Genomic DNA, 24,339 nt, shown 5'->3' with positions numbered 1-24,339 from the left:
CTTCCTTAACAGATCTTTGTGTTACAGTCAAAAAAAGGGGTTGTAAAACATTTACGTTTTACAACCCCTTGACATTTTGGTAGCGGGGGCGGATTTGAACCACCGACCTTCGGGTTATGAGCCCGACGAGCTACCAGACTGCTCCACCCCGCGTTGAGATTTGCCAATATACACCAATTGCAGATATTGTAAATAGTTATTTTTACATATTCGGCAGATCAGAAGCAAATAACTGGTTAATTTTAAAAACAGAACATGAATCCGCGGTATTACGACATCATGTTTTCGTCTGCAGTGCTTCTATCCTGCGGATAATTTCATCCGGCAACCGTGTCAGTTTGCCTTCCCTGGTAATTGCGGCATGGACCGTAAACCCCTTGACCAGCAACCTGGGTCGTTTGCCGTCTTGTTCATTTCGCAGAATCCTGTAGCTGAATTTACACTTTATTCTGGTTACTTCGGCAACAATCGTTTCAATGATGAGCAAGTCATCATAAAAAGCAGGGGCCTTGTAACGGGCCCAGCATTCTGTCACGGGGAGAACAAAGCCACGCTCTTCAATTTCCCTGTAGGAACAGACATGATCTCTCATCAGTTCGGTTCTTCCCATTTCGAAATAACGGAGATAATTAGCGTTATAGACGACCCCCCCTGCGTCGGTGTCGCCATAGAGCACTCTGACTTTAGTCGTAAAAATATTCTCGGACATCAATTCTGTTCCAGGAGTTTATTGATAAGGGTATACCCATCGTTAATGGAATTGTTCTTTTCGGCATCATGGGCGAGACAGTTTTTTTCACAGAATGTTTTTCCTGAGCCGGCTTCCTTCTCCCTGGAGTCATAGAGCAGAGTCGGGACAGGATCGGAAACATGGGTTCGCAGGGAAAGCGGTGTGAAATGATCCATGGTGACTATGACGCGAAAGTCTTCTTTCCGGCTGCGCAGTTCGTTTGTAATAGGACTGACAATGCGGGCATCAAAATCTTCGATTGCCTGAATTTTAGCACTGAGAGAGCCCTGGTGGCCCGCTTCGTCGGGAGCCTCAAGATGGACAAAAACAAAATCCTGTTCCTTGAGAGATTGTGTTGCCGCCTCTGCTTTGCCTTCATAGTTTGTATCAATATAACCGGTTGCTCCGGGTACATTGATGACATCAAGATCGCCGATGACGCCCAACCCTTTCAGCAGGTCGACGGCGCTGATCATGGAGCCGCTGATGCAAAATCGTTCTGTCAGCGGGGGAGCATCAATCATTTTTCCTTCCCCCCACAACCAGATATGAGTGGCCGGGTTTTTCCCCTGTTTGATACGTTCCAGGTTTACGGGATGGTTTTTGAGAATATCACCGCATCTGGTGACAAGTTCAGACCAGCCGGGACTGTCGAGATAGCGCTGCCAGTATTCCGTGACATCTTTTTCGATATAGTCATGGGGCGGGACGGTAATAAAACCTGGGTGTTTTCCTTTGAAAACCAGGAGATGCCGATAGCTTATCCCCGGTTTAAAATGAAAGCGATCACCGGAGCAAACGGCTTCCAGGCTGGCTATCAGTTCACGGGCTTCTTCATTGCTGATATGGCCAGCGGAAAAATCGCGCATCGTAACCTGATCGTTAACCAGGTCCAGGGTTACGAGATTGCAGCGGAAGACAATCTCATCCTCTGCCAGTTTTATACCCATGGATGCAGCTTCAAGGGGGGCTCTTCCCGTGTAGAAACGAGCTGGATCATAACCCATAAGGGTCATGTTGGCCACATCACTGCCAGGAGGAAAACCTTCCGGAACCGTATTGGTCAGGAAAAACTCACCTTTTCGGCAGAGTTCATCCATGGCAGGTGTTCGGGCCGCTTCCAGCACTGTTTTTCCATCAAGTTCGCTGATGGGATAGTCTCCCATTCCGTCACCGACAAGGATAAGGTATTTCATTGTTAACCTATTCGGAGATAAGAAGTCTGATTTTTACCGTGGGTGAAGTGCATACATCAAGTTCATCAATTTCCCTGATCGCCCTTTTGACATTTCCCTCCGTGGCGCTGTGGGTCATGAAGACAATATAGACCGGTTCGTTGGCATCATGTTCCTGCTGGACCATGGATTTGATGGAAATACCGTGGTCGCCGAAAATTGAGGTGATACGGGCAAGAACCCCCGGTTTGTCCAGGGCAGTTACACGGAAGTAGTAGGGGCAGACCAGCTCATCCATGGGTGTGATGATCGGCTCTGCCATATTGTTCGGGAGGTAGGAGAGGGCCGGAACCCGGTTGACACTGTTCTGCAGAATATTTCTTCCGATGTCGACAACATCAGCAGCCACAGCACTTCCTGTTGGCATCATGCCCGCTCCCTGTCCATACAGGAGAACGTCACCAACGGTATCTCCATTAAACTGGATGGCGTTGAATGCACCGCTGATTGTGGACAGCATATGGGTTTCAGGTACCATTGTGGGATGGACCCTGGCTTCTACGTGCTTTCCATGGTTTCGGCTGATAGCCAGCAGCTTGATACGATGTCCCAGGGTTCCGGCAAACTCAATATCTGTAGGTTCGATCTCGCTGATTCCTTCCACGTGAATATCATCAAGATGGACATGGAGCCCGAAGGCAATGGTCATGAGGATTGCCAGCTTGTGAGCTGTATCAATACCTTCCACATCGTAGGTGGGATCCGCTTCAGCAAAACCGAGCTCCTGGGCCTCCTTCAGAACTTCGTTAAAAGCCATACCGTCATCGGTCATTTTAGTCAGGATATAGTTCGCGGTGCCGTTCATTATCCCTTTTATATAATTGATCTTGTTAGCGACCAGGCCTTCTTTTAATGCTTTTATGACGGGAATTCCACCTCCCACGCTGGCCTCGAATCCGACCTCGACATTGTTCAGAGCAGCTGCTGTGAATATTTCCCGGCCATGGACCGAGAGCAGGGCCTTGTTGGCGGTGACCACATGCTTGCCTTTGTTGATGGCTTCGAGCAGAAAAGATTTTGCCGGCTCCATGCCGCCGATGAGTTCGACGACTATATCTATTGACGGGTCATTAAAGATATCCTTTGCGTCCCGGGTAAGGGTTACATTACTGAATTCGTCCGGAAGGGAATCTACTGCAATGTCAACCACCGTCGTCAGGGTGAAGGCGATACCTGATCGTTGAATGAGTCTTTCCCGCTGGGAAAACAGGGCCTGAGCGAGCCCTTTTCCCACCGTCCCGAAGCCAATGAGACCAATGCGTATTTCTTTCATAGCTGGTGTAGTGTAATGATTTGTGGTTGTATGGAGGGCCCCTTGTAAAGCTGCCTGTAATCCGAATCCCTGAATAAACGAGAGTTCCAGTTTGTCTGTTATAAATTCAGGAAAAAACCTGTAATGACCCTGAAAGTAATCGCTTTAGCGGTGAAAGTCAAAATCTATGGGGAGATATTTTTATGGCCCGTCAGTACCTTTTCGGCTATAATACCTGCCCTGAACCCTGCTTTTTGTGTCTGGGAACTACCGGAAAGGGTGTCGATGAATGTTTTCACCGGCGGGAATAATTTGCCCTGCTGTCTGAAATTTACATGATATGAGTTAAGTGGCGGCGGGATTGCATCTGGCCGGAAATCCGGAGTTATGGTTTCTGAAATCGTGTGAGTTGTTGTTCTGTTGCCGTCGTTTTTATAGAGTTTTTTAATTATTTGTTATTTGTTTTTAAAGGAGAAAATTATGGGTAAGAACATCCTGTTTTTTGGGCCGAACGGCAGTGGCAAGGGTACCCAGGGTGCAATCGTTCAGAAGAAATTCAATATTCCCCATATTGAATCGGGTGCAATCTTTCGTGAGCATATCGGTGGTGGAACCGAGCTTGGGAAAAAGGCAAAAGAGTATATCGACAGGGGCGACCTCGTGCCGGATGATATCACCATTCCCATGATGATTTCCCGATTGCAGCAGGACGATTGTAAAGACGGCTGGATTCTTGACGGTTTTCCCCGTTCAAAAGATCAGGCGATAACTCTTGCCGAAACGTTGCAAAAAGAGGGTCTTGCCCTGGATTACGTGATTGAGATTGTTCTTGACCGCGAAATTGCCAAAGAGCGAATCATGGGGCGTCGGCTCTGTGTGAATGATAATAATCATCCCAATCATATAGCCTTTGAAGCCATCAAGCCTGTGGAAAAAGATGGAAAACTGGTTTGTCGTGTATGCGGTGGAGAACTGAAGACCCGTGCGGATGATCAGGATGAGGATGCTATCAACAAACGTCATGGCATTTATTATGATGAAGAGACAGGAACAATGGCCGCTGTGAATTATTTCAAGCAGGCCGGTGGCCCGAAAGTCATCTCCGTTGATGGTTCTGTTTCCATTCAGGAAGTAACCGAGGCCATAATGAAAGAGCTGTAATCATATTGTTAATTCTGTCCTCTCTCGCTGTTACTGTTAACGGGAGTGGCGGTTAACCGGCATAAAGGGCTGTCCCGAACTTCGGGGAAGCCCTTTTTTGCCTTTGTCGAGAGAGCATTATCCATGAACCCTGAGTCAGTCAGGAATGTATCGATTATGAAAAAGAAGCCAAATACAACCAGGCCCGGTAAGGTCTATCTGGTTGGTGCAGGACCGGGGATCCCGGCCTTATAACCGTACGTGGAAAGAGACTGCTGGAGCGGGCTGAGGTCGTTTTTTACGATTACCTCGCCAGCAAGAAACTGTTGAATCATGTTCCGGTATCGGCTGAACGTATTTACGTTGGGAAAAAGGGCGGAGTGAAACATACTCACACCCAGGACGAAATCAACCAGATGCTGGTGGATCATGCACAGGCGGGAAAATTTGTTGTCAGGCTGAAGGGTGGAGATCCCTTTATCTTTGGTCGGGGGGAGAGGAACTCGAAGTCCTGCATGAGGCGGGAGTCGCTTTCGAGGTCGTACCCGGGGTTACATCGGCCACAGCGGCTGCCACCTATGCCGGGATTCCCATAACCCATCGGGGGTATACCGCCTCGGTTGCTTTCCTGACCGGACATGAGGATCCCACCAAGGAAACATCAAATATTGACTGGGCAAAACTGGCAACAGGGGTGGGAACCCTGGTTGTATATATGGGGATTAAAAACCTTCCGGTTATCATGGATAACCTCATTCGACACGGACGGGATCCCAAGACTCCGGTGGCCGTTGTCAGGTGGGCTTCCACTCCTGAGCAGCGATCTGTTGTCGGCACACTGGATACGATTACCGACATCGTCAGGGACAGTGGGATAAAGCCACCTTCCCTTATTATTGTTGGTGAAGTGGTTAAACTCCGTGAAAGTATCGACTGGTTCGAGAAACGACCTCTTTTCGGCAAAAAAATCATCGTTACCAGGACAAGGGAGCAGGCCAGTGAGCTTGTTGCCGGACTTGAAGAGTTTGGTGCAGACTGCATTGAGTATTCAACCATTAACATAAAACCGGTGGAATCCTATGAGATACTCGATGATGAGCTGGAACGGCTTGATGAATATCACTGGATTCTCTTTACATCTTTGAACGGGGTCAAGTATTTCTTTGAGCATCTGTATTCAAAGGGTATGGATGCCAGGGATCTGAAAGGTCCTGATATTGCCGCAGTGGGAAAAAGTACAGCCGATCTTCTTCTGCAATATGGTATAAACGCCGATCTTATTCCCAATACGTTTACAGGAGAGGGGTTGGCTGAAAGTCTACTTGATCAGGGTGTTGAAGGGCGGAATATCCTCATTCCCCGTGCCCTGAAAGCCCGAGAAATACTGCCGGAAACATTACGGGGAGCAGGTGCCCAGGTCACAGTTGCCCCTGTATACCAGAATTGTCCTGCTATCCAGCCAAAAAAGAGCCTGCGGGCTGATCTGGAGATGGGGCGGATCGATATGGTCACCTTCACCAGTTCTTCTACCGTTAGAAATTTTCTTTCCATGGTGGATGCCGAAAGCCAGGATGAACTTGAACGGCTTATGGAAGGGGTTGATATTGCGGCCATAGGGCCGATAACCGCGAAAACTATTACGGATAATGGACTGCAAGTTACTGTTCAAGCAGAAGAATATACCATTTCGGAGCTGGTTTGGTCCATTGTGGAGTATTATACAAAAGCGTAAGAATCGCTATGGAAAGTTGCCATCTATTGTACGAATTTCGTGGAAAGACTCTCCCTGAAAATGCACTTGATTCTCTAATCGATGGAGAGAATGAAACAGGGGAACGGAAGGAAAAAGCTCTTTTCTGCAGACCATGCGGATATGGTATCACCGGAAAGGAACAGGCAATAGAAGTCAATGGAGCCCATGAACACACTTTTTTTAATCCTGCCGGGGTGGTTTTCCATCTCGGTTGTTTTCGTAATGCCGGGGGATGTGTACAGGCGGGACCGGCAACCAGTGAATTCACATGGTTTAAGGGGTATGTATGGCGTTTCTCCCTCTGCAGGAATTGTGGGGTTCACCTGGGCTGGCAGTATCAACAGAATGAAACAGGGTTTTTCGGTCTGATTCTGGCTCTCCTGAGGGAGTGAGACAGGCTGAAAAGAAAAAAGTGTTCTTGTTTAGCTGAAAATCAAGCAGTTAACCCGCATTCCTCATGAACATTGTGTCAATTTTGAGAATAATTATAGAACACAAACAATAAGACAATTATCAGTGACCCAGAAAAATTTACACAATGTTCACCAGAGGTCAGTCCAGGCGACGCCATCTTCTGCAGTATTTCGGCAGTAAATATAGATCACTATAATTCGCTGCCAGGTAAGCGAAGACTCCGGGAACTTTGAACCTGGCGCAGCCTGAACTCATGAGAAATCCGGGTTGAAGATCATTTCGCCACGGTTGTGATTTTTATTTGCTTTGTTGTACCCAAGGGGCATAAATACCCAACGGGCATAAATACCCAAGGGGCATAAATGGCCGAGCCATTTGGTCCGGCCATGCTGTTAAAGTAACAGGACGGGGGGCTGTTTCTTGCGGTGGTTATTCTGATAAGGAAAATTCTTACCGGTTAAAAAGTGTATAACAAACCCTGTTGTCCACCTTGCATGCCCGGGCAAGTTCCATGTGCCTGAGGGGGGTAAAGTTTAATCGAAATTCGCTTTCAGTTATCCCCAGTTCTGCACAAATTTCTTCTGCCGTACCTGGTTTTTCCTCAACCAGGGACAGGATTTTTTCTTGTATCGGTGTTAAAACCGGTTTTTCCTTGGTTAGACTTTTTGCCGTGTAGACCGCCCAGGGGTCACAAGTCTTGGGTGTTGCCACAATATCCAGATAGCAGTCCTCGCAAAGACTCTGATCTCCATGTTTATATGCATCAGTTTCATCAGCAATTAAAGTTCCACATTTTTGGCATTTCATAGTACACCTCTCTCCCGTGTTAGTCCGTTTAAAAAAAGATCTACCATTGTTCCTGTTATATTGAGGAATTCATCCCTGTTCCGTATGGTTTTCAATACGGAAGTTTCTAATAAAAGCTGGGTAATCATGGAAGAAAAAGCAAGAGCTACATAAAATGGGTCAACGCTCTTGAACACATTGTCTTTAATTCTGTTAGAAACATATTCTTCCAGCACTTCAATCCCTTTGATTTTCCTCTTTTGGAAATGTTTTGTATATAAATCCGGTTTTTCAAGCATACTGAACATGACCAATTTCAAGGGGGATTCAGTTTGTTCTGCCACCATGTGATCATAGGCATGTTCGCAATATGCCATAAAAACACCACGATCATCTTTCCGCTCAGCATAGGCTTTGATTGCTGGGTCTTTTTCCATGGGATGATCGCAGAAGAGATAATCTATCAGCGCTTCATAAAGATTCTCTTTGCTTCCAAAGTGTTGGACGATGAGTGCGCGGCTCACATTTGCAGCGTTTGCAATTTCATCCAGTGTTGTGCCTGCAAACCCTTTGTTCGTACATAGCTCTTTTACTTTGCGCAGGATCTGTTCACGTCTTTGCTCTGCCGTCAGCCTTTTATTTCTCATATTGTTGTCCCTGTTTATTACTAACCTGTTAGTTATGTAATCATAACACTCCTTCCTGTAAAGAGGGAAAGCAATGTATATCTGCGATTAACCCATGTATTTTATAAGGGATGAGGAAACTGAGAATGGGGGAAAACGTCCACTGATTCAGGTGTATTCTCAGCCGCCTGGACCATTTGATAACGACTCCTTATCTCCTCGGAGTTCCTGGTAAATTATTTTACCAAGCAGTTCCAGCTTATACGGTTTTTTTATATACCGTCCCGCGCCAAGACGTTGTGCCTGTTTTACCCGGTCCGTTTCTGAAAACCCACTGGCTATTATTGCCTTCTGGCGGGGATTGTATTTGATGATGTTTTCGTATGTTTCGAGACCGTCCATACCATTGTCCATGATCATATCCAGCATGACAAGATCTGCTCTATCCTGTTTCAGATAGGAAATTGCTTCTTCACCACTGGCAACTGAAATAACCTTATAATTTAACCGTTTCAAAATGGCGCAGGCAATTCTTCGCTGGTAATCAATGTCGTCAACCACAAGAATTTTTTCCCCACTCCCTCGGAAATCTGCAACTTCTTCAGAGGTGCCATTCTTTTCTATAAGCTCTCTGCAGATGGGAATATACACATCAATAGTTGTTCCTTTGTTTTTATCGCTGCTGATGTCTATGTATCCCTTGTGGTCCTCGATAGTTCCCCAGACAACCGTAAGCCCGAGTCCGGTTCCGCTTCTGCCCATGACTTTTTTCGTATAGAATGGCTCAAAAATTCTTCTCAGATCTTCCGGATCAATTCCTTCTCCCCTGTCAATAACGCTGAGAACCGAGTATTCTCCATGGGCAATTGATTGGTATCCTTCCAGCGTTTTGTCCAGATAGCGACTTGATGTCTTGACTAAAATTTCCCCACCCCTGACCTGTGCTTCAGCAGCGTTGGAGACAAGATTCATAATGACTTTTTTCAGGGGAGTGGGGGAGCCTTTGATATTGGGCAGATTTTCTTCAAGGCGAAGTTTTACTTCTATTTCAGGATGATAGCTGATCATCTTCCTGTATTCTGGGAGGAAATATACTCTTTTACCAGGGTGTTGAGATTTAAAACCTGGGTGGAAAAAACACCGCGTCGTGTCAAAGTCAGCAGGTCATTTACGATTTCCGCTGCCTTTATCCCTGAGTCTCGAATGGTTTCAATTCGTTCACGCAGGGGAGAGTCCTGGTTAATATCAAGCAGGATAAGATCGGGGTAGCTGACAATCCCCGAGAGCACGTTGTTAAGATCATGAGCCACTCCTCCGGCAAGGAGACCAAGGGATTCCATTTTTTTGGAACGTTCCAGCTTTTCCTGCAGTTCCTCTCTTTCCCGTTGGGCAATACGCCGTTCCGTGATGTTCCTGGCCACCCACATGGTCCCGGTAAACCCGGATATATCGTCAAAGAGAAAAGAGATTGTTACTTCACACCAGATTGTGGAACCGTTCTTATGTTTAATTTCAAGTTCTAAAATGGCAGGTTGTGGAGGATTGAAATCATTTTTTTCAAAAACGTTGATCTCTTTCAAAAACTGCCTGAAGACAGTGCAGGATGTCGGTACAAGAATCTTGTCCATTTCCGATCCTACCAGTTCTTTCGGCTTCCAACCGTACATTTTTTCGGCCACCGGACTGACATATGAATATTGGAAATCCGTGTTCAAGGTCCAGATTACATCCTCAATATTTTCAGCTAGAAATCGATATTTTTCCTCACTTTTTCTCAAGGCCTCCTCGGCGTGGATGCGCTCTTCAATCTGCTTTTTCAGGATTGAGTTGGAACGGGTCAGTTCATTGGTCCGTTCATTGACCATATGTTCAAGTTTGACCTTTTCTCCGACTATTCTGCTGTATAACAGAACCGCCAGAAGAATCATCTGGAAAAAGATGAATACAAACAGGTGGGTATATAATGTTTCAGGGATCCAGACGGCTTCTATCCAGCCGATAATATTGTTGTTATATACTATCTGCGAAACCAGGATAACCCTGGATGTGAGATGGATTCTGATGAGAATCGACTCAAGCGGAGTTGGAAAAGAGGTAGAAATTTCTTGAAAAAGTTCACCGTTATGGCTGATTACTGCGAGTTTTTCATAGTGATTGGAGTCAGCGGCAAGTTTTAGATATTCAATAGCCCCATTAAAATTGAAATTCCATAGGTCATCGGCAATTATGCGGGCGTGCTGGTCAAGTTTTTCCTGGGCCTGTTCTGACACGTATTTTTCATATGACAGGGTAAAGACGCAGAACAGTATTGTCAGCAGTCCCATGGCCCATATTGGAAGTTTTGTGTGGTGTTCGGCAATATTCATGGCGAATTGCCCTGGATGTTGACAAAATGCCGAATCGCGTTGTTCAATTGTCTGATGGTGTCGTCCTTGACCTGTTTTGAGCACAGGAGATAAAAAGAATTTCCCGGCGGATTGTCACTGAGGCTGATCAATCTGAATTTTTCACTGTTCAGCCCGGAGAACAGGAGGAGATCCTGGGCCTCTTCCTGGGACATAAAACAATAGTCTGCCCGGTGTGTCTCGATCATTTTCAGCATACTGCGGTTATCTGCAGTCGTATAAACCGTCCAGGGAGTGAGATCTTCCATGAGCCTTGTTATCTTTCGCCCGTAAGGATGTCCGACCTTGATGAGCAGGCGGAGTTTTGACTCGGAGAGAAGACTGTCAACCGTTTCCACATCTTTAAGATACGGAATGTCGGCCCGTGCTATGGCTACAAACGGTTTGTTCTTGTATATGGGCAGTGTGTATTTGCCGAATATCTCACCCTCGGCAGTTTTGATCCAGCCCGCCCCGCATGCGCGGATCGTGTTTTTTTTGATGAGAATCATCTGTTGTTTGAGGGGCATTCTTTCCCAGATGAAGTTCATACCGATTTTTTCAAACAACATGGTCACAGGAGTAGCTATCAGTCCACGCATACCATCCTTGGAGGTAATGGTGTATGGTCGTTTTTCCTGAAAAAAAACGACCATTTTTCCTGCTGCCTGTGGATTGGAATCACTGTTTTCCTGTTCTTCCACGAAAGGTGCGGTAACTTCATGAACAGCAGAGCGAAAGAACAGTGTCATGAGGACCGCACTGGTGCAGAGGAGGATAAAGAAAAATTCCCTGTGGTTGTTGTTTCTCACTGCAATAGTATCCGGGTTTGCTGGATCAGGGGAAATAAAACAGATACCTCATTCGAGAGGTATTCTGTGTAATCATCAGTTGGAAATCCATTTCCTGTTACTATTATACGTAACAAAAAAAAAATGACCAACTTCCATTTGTTTTTCAGCAAAGAGTTTACAGAAAAATGAGGGAAACCTGAATCTGTGAGCGAAAAACCCGCAGGGTGGGGGATCCAGAGGCAAGTAGATAAAAACACAGAGTTACAAATCCTGTGACCAGTTACAAAAAATCAGCTTGCCTTGATCAGGTCGAGGAGATCATCCGATTTCATTTTGGCACTGATATCACTGCCTTCAAGGAGGCTTCCGGCCAGATCCCGTTTTTCCTGGTGAAGTTTGACGATTTTTTCTTCAATGGAATCTTTACAGACCAGTCTGTAAATAGTGACGGGACGGGTCTGTCCTATTCTGTGGGCCCGGTCAGAAGCCTGGTCTTCGACCGCGGGATTCCACCACGGATCCATATGGATGACATAGTCGGCGGCGGTGAGATTGAGCCCGAGGCCTCCAGCTTTCAGGCTGATGAGAAAAAGATCACCCTGGCCGGACTGAAAGGCTTCCACCCGTTCTTTACGTTTTTTTGAGCTGGTACTGCCGTCGAGATACTGGTAATAGATTCCTTGTTCATCTAGATATTCCCTGATGATCCGGAGATGGCCAATAAACTGGCTGAAAACCAGGGCCTTGTGGTTTCCGCCGATAAGCTCCTCCACCAGCGAAGCGAAAACTTTCAGTTTTGAACTTTCTATGCTGGTGTCATTGTCCAGAAGACGGGGATTGCAGCATGCCTGCCTCAGTTTCATGATTTCGGTGAGAATCTGGATATGGCGTCCTTTTCTGTTCTTGCTGTTTTCCAGCAGGTCAATGGCATTCTGTCGCAGTGCCTCGTAAAAATGAGCTTCTTCGGGAGTCATTTTCACATCAAGGGTGATTTCTGTTCTCGATGGCAGTTCCTCCAGTACCTGAGATTTTATCCGGCGAAGGATAAAGGGGCGGATCAGTTTTTTCAGTTTCAGTTTGGCATCCCTGTCCTGATAGCGTTCTATGGGAATTGCAAAACGTTCGTTGAAACTGTTCAGACTTCCCAGGAGGCCGGGATTGATAAAATGAAAGAGGTTCCAAAGTTCCCCGAGATGGTTTTCGATGGGGGTTCCTGTTGTAATAATTTTGAATTCTGCCTGCAGGGACATGGCAGCTTTGGACCGTTTTGTTGCAGCATTTTTTATGGCCTGGGCTTCATCCAGGATGACAGTCTGCCATTTAACCGAAGAGAGCAGTTCACTCTCCTGCTGCAGCAAAGTGTATGTGGTGATCAGCATATCAAATTTACCGAGATTTTTGACCGTCTTCTCACGATCTTTTCCGGTAAACAGTTTTATATTGATGGTAGGGGTGAACCGGGTGACCTCCGACTGCCAATTGGTGGAAACAGATGTGGGGGCAACAACCAGTGACGGCCCGTTCGCGGCAAGTTTCAGAATAATTGCCAGCGACTGCAGAGTCTTTCCCAAGCCCATATCGTCTGCAAGACAGCCGCCGACTCCCCAGTGGGCCAATCGGGCCAGCCAGTTATAGCCTTCGCGCTGGTAATCTCGCAGTTCCGCCTGGAGGGTTGAAGGCAGTTCCGGAGTGAAATTTTGTGCAGCCTGTATTCTTTCAATCTGTTTTTTCCAGCCATCATCCGCATCGGTTACTGCCTGTGCTGCAAGTTTCTCCAGGGGCATGGCCGCCAGAGGGTGGATGAGAATTTCATTGGAATCATCATCCATACTGTCTGCAAAGATATTCATATCTTCCAGACGTTTCTTGAATTCCTGGGTCAGGGCGATGAACTGTCCCGGTGCTATTTCCACAAATCTTCCTGAGGCATTCTTTACCTTTGCCAGCAGCTCTTTGAGTTCGATGACCTGGCCTTGGTCAAGAGTCAGGTTCCCGCTCATGGCAAACCAGTTTTGTCGGTTTGTGCGGATTTTCAGATTGAGATTCTCCAGGGATGCCTTATGGGTGATTGTGAGTTTTTCTCCCTCGGGCCACTCGATAACAACCTTGTCCCGGATGGCCTGCAGCTCAGTCAGGGCCTGGAGACAGTCATCCGGATCCTGGAGGTGCCATTCCCGGTCATTTTCCTGCTCCATGTCAATGGCCAGATCAAGAATGGGACAAAGTTCTTCAACATCTCTGGCTCTTTCCTCTTCCTGGGCCAGGTTTCTTTTGGTCTGCAGCCGTTTTCCCTTGACCTCGGCCATGATATTTTCCACACCCTGTCCCGGTTTGAGGTAGTGGCCTCCTTCGGCAAACGGTTTGACGAACATTTCCAGGCGAAATCCGGTGCCATATGGAATGAGATGCATATAGATAGTAGAATCGGCCTCCACATAGGTGATGTTGGAAGCACGGTTGCTTGCCTTGTCGGCGGCGATGGCTGAATGAACGGTCATGAAGGAAGAAATATTGCCGATGGCGGTAAGTACCTGCTCACTGGCCGACAGGGGAACGGTCATGCCGTCTTTTCCCGTTATCTGAGCGATTCGGCGATGGTTCTCGTTGATAGTGATGATTTTTACCCGTGTGGGTGTCTCACGGAAATAGCTGATATTGTCGGTGGAGATGGGTTGGGAAAAACGGATATGGAGAAATTCTCCCCGTTCTTCCACGAGCAGTTCCGGTTCTCCTGCAACGAATTCCACGGGTGTTGACGGGGATTCAGCCAGAAAAAGCAAGGGATGACCGATCATGGCAACCAGGGCTCTGTCCATATCAAAATAATAACTGGTGCTGTGGGTTTCATTATTATGAACCTTTTTGATTGCAGCACATATTTTTCTGTCCTGGGTAGAGAGATAAGTCAGCTTGCTGGTCTGGTAGAGTCTGGAGAGGGAAATGGGTCTTCCCTTGGTCCATTCTCCGTCTGGTGCCAGTTTCTGTTCCCGCGGGCCAATGGTGATCCGTGTCCCTTTGAAGGTGATGGTCCAGACCAGGCGTATGGATTGTTGTGGGCTGTCTTTCTCCTGTGATGTCGCGTAAATGAGAGCCTGAAGGCTGCGTTTCCACGGTTCTTCCGGCTCCAAAATGGACAGGAGCGAAAGGATGCCTGATTTTTCGCGCAGGGAGGACGTTATGGCAATATATTCACTGTTGTCATGGCTGACGGTGGCCAGAATGTCACCCAGGATGATGGTGAAGAAATCATAGTTCCCCGTTCTGGCACGGTTGAAGAAAGTGAGAATTTCTCTTTCCAGTTCCGGAGAGAGGGAGCTGTTCAGCCAGTATTGGCAGAGACCGGCAAAAACGACAGTCAGTGCGTTTCTGTCTTTCTCTTCAGGCAGTATTATTTCGGTGCCCTGCATACCTTTCGAGATTTGGGAATTGACAACGGTTGCCAGGTAATTGTAGGCATCGTTTTCCTTTGCCGTTCGAAACAGAGAGAGGGCAATACCTATCTGATTGGCGATGGCCGGAAAATCCTTTTCCTGTTCAGAAAGCAGTGCCAGGATATAAAAGAGGCCGGTGGGGCCGAAAAATGCCACGTTTTCGTCATTACTGTATTTTCCCAGGAAGCGTAAATCTTCCTGATAAGCTGCGATGGCCTCTGTGTTACTGCCTGTGAGGAAATGGAGGGAGCCAAGGGCGCCGGTTCCCTGGAATGAATTTCTGTTGGAGAGTACGAGTTCTTTTGCCTCGGAAAAACACCCTCTGAAAAGAAGTTCGATAAAAAGTAATCTTTTAAACGGAAGGAATTCATCAACACCCAGTGATGAAAATTCTGTTTCATCCGACAGAAATGCGAGTATCTCCGGATAGTCGGAGAGTGTTTCCTGGCCGTATTGCAGGACATTGCTGAGCAGGTAGAATTGAAAGGAGGTGGGGAGCCCGCGGAACCAGTCAGCATCGAAGGGATCTGTCATAACCTGGACAGTTGGTGGGGGAGTATCAACCAGCTCTCGACACTGGTTTTCCAGAAATTCCTGGGCATCATCTATCAGGTTGAACTGTTGAGTATAGATGCCAATACGCATTTCACGCATGGCCCGCCAGCATCGGGTTGTCCATTTGCCGTAATAATAGGAAACAGGTGCTTCATCTTGAATTGCTTTCGCGTAGAGAGGAAATGTACCTTCTTTTACTGCAAGTTTACTCAGGATTTCAACAATTTCGGGAGAACACTGGCGTTTTGGGGTGAGGAGGCCCAGCTGTTCAAATTTTGTCAGATAGTGGTTGAGATTGGCAACTGTCGGTCTGTTCCCCCTGGGATTTTTCAATTCGAGCTTTCGCAGGCAGTTGACAATAAGTGTTGAATGTGCAGGTTCATAGACAATGGAGAGAAACTGCATCAGGGCCTGTTCGAATGGAGAAAGTTTTTTATATTGCTCCAGAGAGCCTGTGATTTGCATGGTTGCTGTAATAGTTGCAGAAGAAAAATTCTATGGTGCGTATCCCTGGGGTTTCAGACCACCCACGAAAGACAGCCTTTCATGGTGTTCGGAATCCATAGTGGATTCCGAACAATTGGCAGGGCGAAATATCGACCTGCCATTATATCATTCTCCGGCCTGTAAGAGAACTAAAAACTGGGAAAAACCGACATCAATGTTGATTCGGAAAATTGACAATTGAATTGAACGTGGTAGCCTGAACAAAAAAGAGTTTTGCTGGCATTATTGAGGTTTTTGGATATCAGTCGTCAGGTAATTCCATGGAGGAGGATAATGACTGTTTTCGGATATGTGTTCCTTGCTGCTGACAGACAGGAGCTGGTGTCTTTGGAGCAACAGCGGAAGCAGCTGAAAAAGTGCGGAGAAAGGCTGGGGGTGGAACTTGATGACCTGTATGTTGAGGAAGGTGCATCTTTAAAGTCCCCGTTCAAGGGAAGAGTTGCGGGTAAAGCGCTTTTTCAGCATGTCCAGGCCGGTGATACTATTCTGGTCCTGCAATGCCAATGGGTGCTTGGGGGAGGTGCGAAAGAGGCGGCAAAACTCGTCCGTATGTTGAAAAAAGCAGGTGTCTCTCTTTACTGTGCCGATCTTGAAACAAGTATTACCCTTGATGAAAAACGCAGACTGGCTGTTTACCAGGGTGGGGCTGCATTGCTGGGGAAGATCATTCAGGCCATGGCTTCTTGTGAGGCCAGTGAGCATGGAAAAGCGATTCGGGCAACGAAACAACTCAGAAAAGAGCAGGGGAAATATCTCGGGGGCCGGTACCCTTCGGTTGGAAGGTGAGCAGCAGGGGATTTTTGGTCAAGAACCCGGAACAGCAGAAAATTATTCGAGTTATTCAGACCATGCGAAAAAACCGGTGGTCCTACAGGGAGATTTCAAAAGAACTTAAAATAAAGTTTGATGTCAAACTTTCACATGAGGGCGTTCGCAGGGTGCTGAAGTCAAGTGAAAAAACTCAACGACCACCCACTTGAAATGGGTGGTCGTTGAGCTTTTCATGCTCCCTGGCCCGAACAAAAATACTCATTTCTCCAAGGACACCAACTGATCATAGGGGCCTTTGATGCCTCCTGAATCCTGCGCCGCAGTTTTGTTGGTTACAAACTTTTATGTTTGGTGATTTTGGCTGTTTTCTCCTGATGCATGAGCCAGGCAGACAGGAGTTGTTGCTGCTTGAAACGAAGAAGATCATTTTTCAGTTTCGCTACTTCCTCTGATGCTTCCGTCATTTCCGGGACTTTGCTGTCAAGATAGCGGAAGACGTACAACTCATTGTTCACCTTTTCCGGTTTTTCAGGCAGTGGTGAAGACGGGGACAGCAGAAATACCTTGGCAAGAAGCTCTCCGGGAAAATCACTTTTTCCATTTTTTTCCCTTTTGCTGAGAAATCCTGTTTGTAGAAGTTCAAACCCGTGTTCTGGGGCAACAACTGCGAAATCTTTTCCTGCACGGAGCTGAGCCAGGATTTCTGCGGCGCTTTTTTCGGCCAGTTCCATGCTTTTTTCCTTTTTATAGTCCGCAAGCACGCGTTCCCTGACTTTCTCAAGAGATGGAATTTCCGGATTTTTCAAATCTTCCGCGAAAAAGATTCCATAACCGGACTGTCCCTTGATGAGAGAACTCAGTTCCCCCCTGTTCAATTCAAAGCACTTGGAGAGGAATTGAGGGTCATCGGCAAGAATCTGAGGCGGATCTGACCGGGTGAAAAAATCCGTTTCAATGACTTTCGTGTCGGGATATTTTTCTGTGTATTTCTTCAGACTGCCGGCACTGATTATTCCTTCATAGGCGGTGTTGGCAACCTGAAACGCGATTTCTTCCGCTTTTTTCCGCTGCAGGATTTGAACTATTTTTTCTTTTACCTCTGTAAGCGGTTTGACACTTGCCGGTTTGACTTCTTCAAGCTTGATAATATGATACCCGTATCGGGTTTTTATAACATCACTGATGTCTCCGGGCTGCATGGCAAATACCGCAGTATCAAAAGGAATAACCATGCTGCCCTTTTCAAAGAATCCGAGGTCTCCGCCACTTTCTCTGCTCGGTCCTTCGGAATACTCCTTTGCCAGCTCGACAAAATCTCTACCGCCCCTGGCCAGTTTCAGAACCTCGGCGGCCGTTGTTTCCTTTTCTTTCCGGATCGCTTCCGGAGCATCTTTTTCGGCTTTGAAAAGAATATGTCTGGCGTGGCGTTGCTCTTTTACAGTAAACAGTTTTTTGTTGCTGTTATAGTATGATTCAATTTCCGCGGGATCAATTTCAATCTTTTTCCCGACAGCATCATAAGTAAATGCAAGGTATTTGAGTTTGAGTTGTGGTTCTGTCTTATAATTATCCTTTACCTTCTGAAACCAGTCGGCCAGAATTGAATCATTGATTTCGACCTTATCTGAAAACCGTGACGGTGAAATTTTTACGTAATCAAGGGCGATTTTTTCATTGATCTGGTTGAAAAGGTCTCTGATTTCGTAATCTGTAGCCACAGTTGCAAAATTGCTGATTTTTCGGCTGGCAGTCTCCGCCAGCCGGTCATGCTGCATGGAAGCTTCAAATTTGGTGGGATTCAGTCTATTCTGCGCCAGGATTGCCTTATAGCGTTCAAGGCTGAAAACTCCATTTTCCTGAAACTGAACCATGTTCTGGATTACTTTCCGGATCTCCTCTCTGCTGACAACTATTCCCATTTTCTCTGCGCCCTGCCTGAGGAGAGTAGCCTGAACCAGTTGATTTATCGCCTGTTGTTTTATGCCAAGGGTTTCCACCAGTCCTTTTGGAACATTGCCTCCAAACTGGTCGCTTAATCTCTGGTAGACACGGTCGTAGGTCTGTTGAAACTGTTCGAAGGAAATTTCCTCTCCATTAACTACAAGGGCGGCCTGCCGGCTTCCCATCATATTCGTTCCCACTCCCCAGAAGATAAAAACCAAAGCAATAATGACAACGATAATCTGAATAAATGTGGATTGTGCTTTATCTCGAAGTAATTGCAGCATAAATAGACTCTGTTAATTTATAATATTAGTATGGTGTTTCTGTTGACAGATGGAATCTTCCTTTACGGTGATCAATACTTGTTCGATTTACTCTTTCTTGGTATCCTGTGCAAGTAATTTCCTGTAATACCGGTTTCAGGCTATCTTGAAAATTTGCCTTTTCGTCCGATCTCTGCGTCACAGGAAAATCAAAAATGCTCACATATGATTAATATGTTGCGTTTTTAAATTTTCCTTTTCCCTGATCACTTACAGGTTTAATGTGGATGAAAACAGAGAGTTACAAATTCTGTGACCAGTTACATACATTCAGGTATGCGGAATTATTTTTACCTTGAAAAAGAGAGAGCAGGAAATGAATTTTGTCTGTCTTTCTATTCATTTTCATCCATTCAATTCTTTTTCAATTGTCTTTTATCTTCTTGAAATGAATGATTAAAAGTGTTTCGTGGCTGTTTTGTTTCATGGGAAAAAATGATTAGTCATTCACTTGACAAAATGATTTGCCTATAGTAATAAGCTCTAGTTAGTTTTTAGTGTGATCATAAAACGGCGCAAGCTATCAAATAAAATTTCGGAGGAGGTTGCAATGCCAACAATCGAACACAACGGATCAAGTTTTGAGGTTGATGAGGACGGTTTTCTGCTCAATGGTGATGACTTTAACGCGGATTGGGTAGATTATGTAAAAGGTGTTGAAGGAATCAGTGAAATGACCGATGAGCATCAGAAAGTTATCGACGCTCTGCAGGAATACTACAAGAAGAACGGTATTGCTCCCATGGTACGTATTCTTTCTAAAACTACCGGTTTTCCACTGAAGAGAATCTATGAGCTCTTCCCTTCAGGACCTGGCAAGGGAGCCTGTAAAATGGCTGGTCTTCCCAAGCCCACAGGTTGTGTATAACGTACAATCTGATTAGAAGCGCAAAAGGGAAGAGATGCCTGCGACGGCATCTCTTCCCTTTTTTTATTTTGAGTCGAATTTTATTTGCTGAGTCGTCGTAAATCCTGGTTATATTTTTTCGACTGCTTCCCTGAGCAGTCTCTCATGGATTTCCTGGATTTTTTCTCTGTAGTCTTCCAGTGTTATTTCTGCCCCTCTTAATCCTCCACGAAGGTTTATTTCGCTGAGCCGACAGGTATTGTTTTCCGAAAGGAGAAGGTCTATATGGCCATAGGGAAACTTCCCTCTTTTCATTACACGTTTGCAGAAAGAAAGCTGTCTGTTACTGAGGGGGAATGGTGTGGATTTCCCACCGCAGTGAAGATTATTACGAAAATTATAGCTGTTTTTTCGTTCATAAGCCTCGTGATAATCGTCAAGCATAATGACCCGCACGTCTCTGCTGTTGGGTTGGAATGGCTGAATGACAAAAGGATAGTGAAATCCTCCACCCGCCGTCATGTTGAAGATGTCTTCAACATTTGAAAAGAGGTGGATTCCCAGACCGCCATTCTTTCGTTCGCGTTTGAGAACGACCTTGCTGATGTTCTGTTTCCGGTATAAGGAAATGCAGTGCAGGAGTGAGTGGTTGTCGTATATGGCCCTGGTGAAAGGGAGGAGATACTCTTTGAAAATCCTTGTCTGAAACACTTTGGACCGGCTTGCCAGCTGGGAAGTGGCCGAAGGGATGAGTGTAATTCTTCGTTCCGCCAGATCAGTCAGCAGCTGTTCTTCTCCCGGCTTCATCCGGATGCGGGTGCAGACAATGCTGCGGCTCGTAAGGTTTTGATATTGATGGTAAAAAGTGTCACTGTCCCGTATGATATGTGGGGACTCCTTCAAAAAATCATCTCCGAAAAACGTTGATGCAGCGTTGACAGGTCTTCTTCGCAGCTGGCGCAGAACAGTTTGACATCGCCCAGGGCCTGGGAACTCTTTTCCGAGATGGTAAAACTTCCGTCCCGATTCTGAATATAGTGGGTGGTGGTGATGACATCATCTGTGATTTCAAAGAATTCACTGTCATTTCCACAGTATGGGCATTTGAGCAGATTGGCTACGTTGGGTTCTGGGTATGACATGGTTTTCTCCCCACCATCCATCCAGGAGACTGTCCGGGAATGGTCTTTCGCCCAAACTGATTGAAACTGGGCTGTTTTGTTTGAAATATCACCACGGATGGTTGTGCCGCTGTTGGATTATCATCAGTTTTTAGAGGGACAAGCCGTTTGATCCAGCCATGCCCGGTATGTCGACAATCAGGTTTTTTTGTCAGGTGTTGACGGGGCCGGTTTGGTATTTTGCACCGGTGAACCTTTTGCGTCAGCAGTTGCGGCTTTTATTTCTCCATCAATTGTCGCCCCAGGTTCAACTGTCAGGCTTCCCGCCGTCAACTTGCCTATGATCGAACAGTTCTTCCTGGCAGTGAGGATCTTCGCCGTAACGTTGCCCTCCAGTTTTCCGTAGCAGTTGAATGAGGAAACAGTGATGTCACCATTGACCTTGCCTGTTTCACTGAGAACGAGATGCTCACCTTCAATATTGCCATTGATTTCGCCGTCGATTCTGGCCTTGCCTTTGAATGAAATCTCTCCGGTGACGCTCATGCTTTTGTCGATAATTGACGAAATAGCTTCATTTTCCACCTTTTGCATCTCCTGCTCAACGTTGTCCGATTTTCCAAACATACCCATGTTATTTTTTCTCCGATGGTGCAGAACTGGATTTTTTTAATAGACTGGCAATTTTCATAAACTTATAAGGATTGATCGGCTTTTTGTTAAGGCAGACTTCATAGTGAAGGTGAGGTCCGGTTGACCTTCCTGTATTGCCGACAAGACCGATGAGCTGTCCTCTCGTCACCCGTTCGCCTCTTTTTACCAGTATCGTCTGGAGGTGGGCAAAGGCGGTTGTGTATCCATTACCATGGTCAATGAGGATATATCTGCCATACCCTCCATTTTTAAAAGCTTTTTTGACAATACCGTCTGCCGTCGCATATACCTTGTCTCCCCGTCGCCCCCGAAAGTCGATCCCGGTATGAAAGGCTTTTTTATGATTAACCGGGTCTTTTCGTTTTCCGAAAAGTGAGGTAATAGTTCCCTGTATCGGTTTACCCAAAGGGATGGCGCGAATTGTTTTCAGATATTTGTCAGCCCTGAAAAGGAGGTCGTCTCTGGCTTCATCCTGACTGGCTATGAACGGACCACCACTGTTTCCCGTTTCAGAATCCTTTTTTTTCTCAAGGTGGATTCCAATTGTGCCCATGATTTTTTCGATCAGTTCACTGCGCTCATTGAGTTCACTGACCGCGGTGGACATCAGCATTTCCTTCTCTTCCTTGAATGCCATTGCCTGTTTTACATTGTTCAGCTCCAGGTTGGCAACTTGAAGATTGAGCTTTAACCGTTGTGTTTCATTTATTTTCTCATGCTTCGCTATGGTTTCTTCACTGAGTTTGAGCTGGTGTTTCAATTCGGAAATCCGGGAACTGTAGTCCCTGTTTTTTGTAAAAAGTGAAATTGAAAAAATGCTGGTAATAATGAGAAAAAGTAAGAAAAGAATTGAAGCGGAAAGAAGCAGTCGGAGCTTCTTTCGGGAACAGGGAATGCGAAAGATTTTTCCCCTGTCTCCGGTGATGATAATATGCAGCTGCTCATTCATCATTGGTTCAAAATAGTTGTGAATACCATAAACAGAAAGTATTATGCCCGCAGAATGGCAGGGCGGCTGAAAAACACGAAGAGCTGGAGCAAAATTTATATAGCTTATACTATTGCAGGGGAAAATAATCAACAATAAAAGTCGTCCGATTTGTTGCTCTTTTTTTGCTGAACGACTTGTATCTGTTGTGTTTTTTATGACAGAAACTCAGGAGTAAGGCACTAAACCATGTCAAATCTAGTAAATTGCCAATCCCTTTCCAAATCCTTCGGGGCTCAGGTTCTTTTCAATGATATCAATCTGGTTGTTTCAGAGGGGGATAGAATAGGTATTGTCGGACCAAACGGGTCCGGTAAGTCGACCCTTCTGAAAATTATCTGCGGACTTGAAGAGCAGGACAGCGGGGAAGTGCTGCTGAAAAAACACGCACGTTTGAGTTACCTTGCCCAGGCGGATCTGTTTGATGACAGCAGGAGTATCAGTGAAAATCTGCTTGCATCTCTACATGCTGAAGAACTGGAAGAGAGTGAGAAATTCAACCTGGTTCTTACGATACTTTCACGGGCGGAGTTTGAAGATCCTGAAACTCCGGTTGGACGTCTTTCCGGAGGCTGGCGAAAGCGACTTGCCATCTGTCGGGCTCTTCTTGTTGCCCCTGATGTTCTTGTCATGGATGAGCCGACCAACCATCTTGATATTGAAGGTATTCTCTGGCTTGAAAAAATGCTGTCGGGGAGAAGTGGTGGACTGGAAACGTTTCTGCTTGTCAGTCACGACCGGCATTTTCTGGAAAACTGCACGAACAGGGTGGTGGAGCTGTCGAGTGTTTACCCGGAAGGATTGTTTCAGGTAAAAGGCAATTACTCCCGTTTCCTTCAGGAAAGAGATCATTTTCTTGCGGGACAACTCAGGGAGGAGGAGCGCCTGTCGAACCGGATGCGACGCGAGACGGAATGGCTCCGCCGCGGCCCCAAGGCCAGAGCAACAAAGGCAAGATACCGTATTGATGAAGCCGGCAGATTGCAGGAGAAGCTGGCAGATGTTCGTTCCCGTAACCGAGCGTCATCGCAGGTTCAGATACAGTTTGAAACTACTGGACGAAAAACCAGAAAACTGCTGGTTGCCACCGCTATTTGCAAAAGTTTTCCTGAAAAAAAATTATTCTCGGGTGTCGATATTACCCTCTCTCCCGGAACACGGATCGGTCTGCTGGGCAGGAACGGGTGCGGCAAATCGACTCTGATGCAGATTCTTGCCGGGGCGGCAGGACGGGGACAAGCAGCTGTCGACTCGGGTGAGATAAAGGTTGCTGATAATGTTCAGCTTGTCAGTTTTGAACAGGACAGGAGGGGAATAGATCCGGGAATCAGTCTGCGTCGTGCCCTTGCACCGGACGGAGATTCCATTGTCTATCGTGGCAGGTCGCTGCATGTGGTGTCATGGGCCGGCAAATTCCTCTTTCGTACGGATCAGCTTGAAACTCCGGTCGGTCAGCTCTCGGGCGGCGAACAGGCGCGTATCCTCATTGCCGATATCATGAGGCGGCCTGCGGATATTCTGCTGCTGGATGAGCCGACCAATGATCTGGATATAGCCTCCCTGGACGTACTGGAAAGCAGTCTGCTTGATTTCCCAGGTGCCCTGGTCCTGGTAACCCATGACCGTTTTCTGCTGGACAGGGTCTGTGACAGCATTCTCGGGTTTACCGGGAACGGCAGGGTGGCCTGGTACGCGGATTACAGTCAGTGGCTGGCGGAGATGTCGTCCTGTAAAAAAACACCTGAAAAGAAACAGGGGAGCGGAACAGGTAGAGGGCAGAGTACTGGTCGAAAAAAGGGACGTCTTTCGTATCTCCATGAAAGAGAATATGACCAGATGGAGGACAGAATAACAAAACTTGAAGAACGGGTGGAGGTGCTGGAGCAGAAAATGACCCTGCCCGACATCGTTTCCGATGCCGTGCAGCTTGCAGAGTGCTGGCAGGAACTGGAGACGACCAGGGATGAGGTGGAAAAACTGTATAATCGCTGGGACGAGTTGGAGGCGTTGAAGAATTCGGGATAAATTATTTTTGATGGACTCGTAAAAACTCCGATCTACTGCGTTGTGGGGTGATCGTGTAA

At 46.5% G+C, this 24,339-nt stretch carries 19 protein-coding genes, 1 tRNA gene and 1 pseudogene; 6 read left to right on the top strand and 15 right to left on the bottom strand.

The features are described 5' to 3' along the window. Positions 1–77 precede the first annotated feature (77 nt). The 4 genes from LO777_RS14160 to LO777_RS14145 all read right to left on the bottom strand — a co-directional run bounded on the left by LO777_RS14160 (position 78) and on the right by LO777_RS14145 (position 3,238). Positions 78–153: transfer RNA gene (locus LO777_RS14160), tRNA-Met, on the bottom strand. 124 nt (positions 154–277) lie between these two features. After that, on the bottom strand, positions 278–709 hold the full coding sequence (locus LO777_RS14155) for an acyl-CoA thioesterase (RefSeq protein ID WP_228854530.1): 432 nt from the start codon (positions 707–709) through the stop codon (positions 278–280). Beyond that, a complete protein-coding gene (locus tag LO777_RS14150; RefSeq protein ID WP_228854529.1) occupies positions 709–1,926 on the bottom strand; it encodes a cofactor-independent phosphoglycerate mutase in 1,218 nt (405 codons plus the stop codon). The genes LO777_RS14155 and LO777_RS14150 overlap by 1 nt, the downstream gene beginning before the upstream one ends. A 7-nt stretch (positions 1,927–1,933) precedes the next feature. Further along, complete coding sequence (locus LO777_RS14145; RefSeq protein ID WP_228854528.1) at positions 1,934–3,238, bottom strand: homoserine dehydrogenase; 1,305 nt, start codon at positions 3,236–3,238, stop codon at positions 1,934–1,936. A 459-nt stretch (positions 3,239–3,697) separates the two neighbouring features. Here LO777_RS14145 and LO777_RS14140 point away from each other — a divergent pair, with 459 nt between their 5' ends. The 3 genes and pseudogenes from LO777_RS14140 to LO777_RS14130 all read left to right on the top strand — a co-directional run bounded on the left by LO777_RS14140 (position 3,698) and on the right by LO777_RS14130 (position 6,502). Beyond that, a complete protein-coding gene (locus LO777_RS14140; RefSeq protein WP_228854527.1) occupies positions 3,698–4,378 on the top strand; it encodes an adenylate kinase in 681 nt (226 codons plus the stop codon). 156 nt (positions 4,379–4,534) lie between these two features. Further along, positions 4,535–6,089, top strand: a pseudogene (gene cobA / locus LO777_RS14135) (uroporphyrinogen-III C-methyltransferase). An 8-nt stretch (positions 6,090–6,097) separates the two neighbouring features. Continuing rightward, positions 6,098–6,502: a cereblon family protein gene (locus tag LO777_RS14130; RefSeq protein WP_228854526.1), complete on the top strand. Its 405-nt coding sequence runs from the start codon at positions 6,098–6,100 to the stop codon at positions 6,500–6,502. Positions 6,503–6,974: 472 nt separating this feature from the next. Here LO777_RS14130 and LO777_RS14125 read toward each other — a convergent pair whose 3' ends face one another. From LO777_RS14125 to LO777_RS14100, 6 genes are all read right to left on the bottom strand, one after another. Further along, complete coding sequence (locus LO777_RS14125) at positions 6,975–7,331, bottom strand: helix-turn-helix domain-containing protein (RefSeq protein ID WP_228854525.1); 357 nt, start codon at positions 7,329–7,331, stop codon at positions 6,975–6,977. Further along, positions 7,328–7,957, bottom strand: a complete 630-nt coding sequence (locus tag LO777_RS14120) for a TetR/AcrR family transcriptional regulator (RefSeq protein ID WP_228854524.1) — start codon at positions 7,955–7,957, stop codon at positions 7,328–7,330. The genes LO777_RS14125 and LO777_RS14120 overlap by 4 nt, the downstream gene beginning before the upstream one ends. Before the next feature lie 159 nt (positions 7,958–8,116). Further along, the gene (locus LO777_RS14115) at positions 8,117–9,004 is read right to left on the bottom strand and encodes an ATP-binding protein (RefSeq protein WP_228854523.1); all 888 of its coding nucleotides are present in this window, start codon (positions 9,002–9,004) and stop codon (positions 8,117–8,119) included. Then, positions 9,001–10,302, bottom strand: a complete 1,302-nt coding sequence (locus LO777_RS14110; protein WP_228854522.1) for a PAS domain S-box protein — start codon at positions 10,300–10,302, stop codon at positions 9,001–9,003. The genes LO777_RS14115 and LO777_RS14110 overlap by 4 nt, the downstream gene beginning before the upstream one ends. Then, positions 10,299–11,132, bottom strand: a complete 834-nt coding sequence (locus LO777_RS14105) for a hypothetical protein (protein WP_228854521.1) — start codon at positions 11,130–11,132, stop codon at positions 10,299–10,301. Before LO777_RS14105 ends, LO777_RS14110 begins: the two co-directional genes overlap by 4 nt. A gap of 272 nt (positions 11,133–11,404) precedes the next feature. Continuing rightward, entirely contained in the window at positions 11,405–15,565 is a 4,161-nt protein-coding gene (locus LO777_RS14100; protein ID WP_228854520.1) for a DEAD/DEAH box helicase, read from the bottom strand. Between the two features lie 315 nt (positions 15,566–15,880). Between LO777_RS14100 and LO777_RS14095 the strand changes: the two genes are divergently transcribed. Continuing rightward, the gene (locus tag LO777_RS14095) at positions 15,881–16,393 is read left to right on the top strand and encodes a recombinase family protein (protein WP_228854519.1); all 513 of its coding nucleotides are present in this window, start codon (positions 15,881–15,883) and stop codon (positions 16,391–16,393) included. Between the two features lie 317 nt (positions 16,394–16,710). Here LO777_RS14095 and LO777_RS14090 read toward each other — a convergent pair whose 3' ends face one another. Beyond that, on the bottom strand, positions 16,711–18,606 hold the full coding sequence (locus LO777_RS14090; RefSeq protein WP_228854518.1) for a SurA N-terminal domain-containing protein: 1,896 nt from the start codon (positions 18,604–18,606) through the stop codon (positions 16,711–16,713). A 589-nt stretch (positions 18,607–19,195) separates the two neighbouring features. Between LO777_RS14090 and LO777_RS14085 the strand changes: the two genes are divergently transcribed. Continuing rightward, the gene (locus LO777_RS14085) at positions 19,196–19,513 is read left to right on the top strand and encodes a TusE/DsrC/DsvC family sulfur relay protein (RefSeq protein ID WP_228854517.1); all 318 of its coding nucleotides are present in this window, start codon (positions 19,196–19,198) and stop codon (positions 19,511–19,513) included. Positions 19,514–19,621: 108 nt separating this feature from the next. On the opposite strand, the gene LO777_RS14080 is transcribed toward LO777_RS14085, so the two are convergent. The 4 genes from LO777_RS14080 to LO777_RS14065 all read right to left on the bottom strand — a co-directional run bounded on the left by LO777_RS14080 (position 19,622) and on the right by LO777_RS14065 (position 22,219). After that, positions 19,622–20,395: an ATP-grasp domain-containing protein gene (locus LO777_RS14080; protein WP_228854516.1), complete on the bottom strand. Its 774-nt coding sequence runs from the start codon at positions 20,393–20,395 to the stop codon at positions 19,622–19,624. Further along, the gene (locus LO777_RS14075) at positions 20,392–20,634 is read right to left on the bottom strand and encodes a hypothetical protein (protein ID WP_228854515.1); all 243 of its coding nucleotides are present in this window, start codon (positions 20,632–20,634) and stop codon (positions 20,392–20,394) included. Before LO777_RS14075 ends, LO777_RS14080 begins: the two co-directional genes overlap by 4 nt. A gap of 177 nt (positions 20,635–20,811) precedes the next feature. After that, complete coding sequence (locus LO777_RS14070) at positions 20,812–21,246, bottom strand: bactofilin family protein (protein ID WP_228854514.1); 435 nt, start codon at positions 21,244–21,246, stop codon at positions 20,812–20,814. Position 21,247: 1 nt separating this feature from the next. After that, entirely contained in the window at positions 21,248–22,219 is a 972-nt protein-coding gene (locus tag LO777_RS14065; protein WP_228854513.1) for a M23 family metallopeptidase, read from the bottom strand. Between the two features lie 225 nt (positions 22,220–22,444). Here LO777_RS14065 and LO777_RS14060 point away from each other — a divergent pair, with 225 nt between their 5' ends. Beyond that, positions 22,445–24,280 carry an ABC-F family ATP-binding cassette domain-containing protein gene (locus LO777_RS14060; protein ID WP_228854512.1) on the top strand — a complete coding sequence of 612 codons (1,836 nt, stop codon included), beginning with the start codon at positions 22,445–22,447 and terminating at the stop codon, positions 24,278–24,280. The last annotated feature ends 59 nt before the right edge of the window (positions 24,281–24,339 follow it).

The organism is Desulfomarina profundi (assembly GCF_019703855.1).
Taxonomy (GTDB): domain Bacteria; phylum Desulfobacterota; class Desulfobulbia; order Desulfobulbales; family Desulfocapsaceae; genus Desulfomarina; species Desulfomarina profundi.
This window is presented reverse-complemented; position numbering and strand designations above follow the sequence as displayed.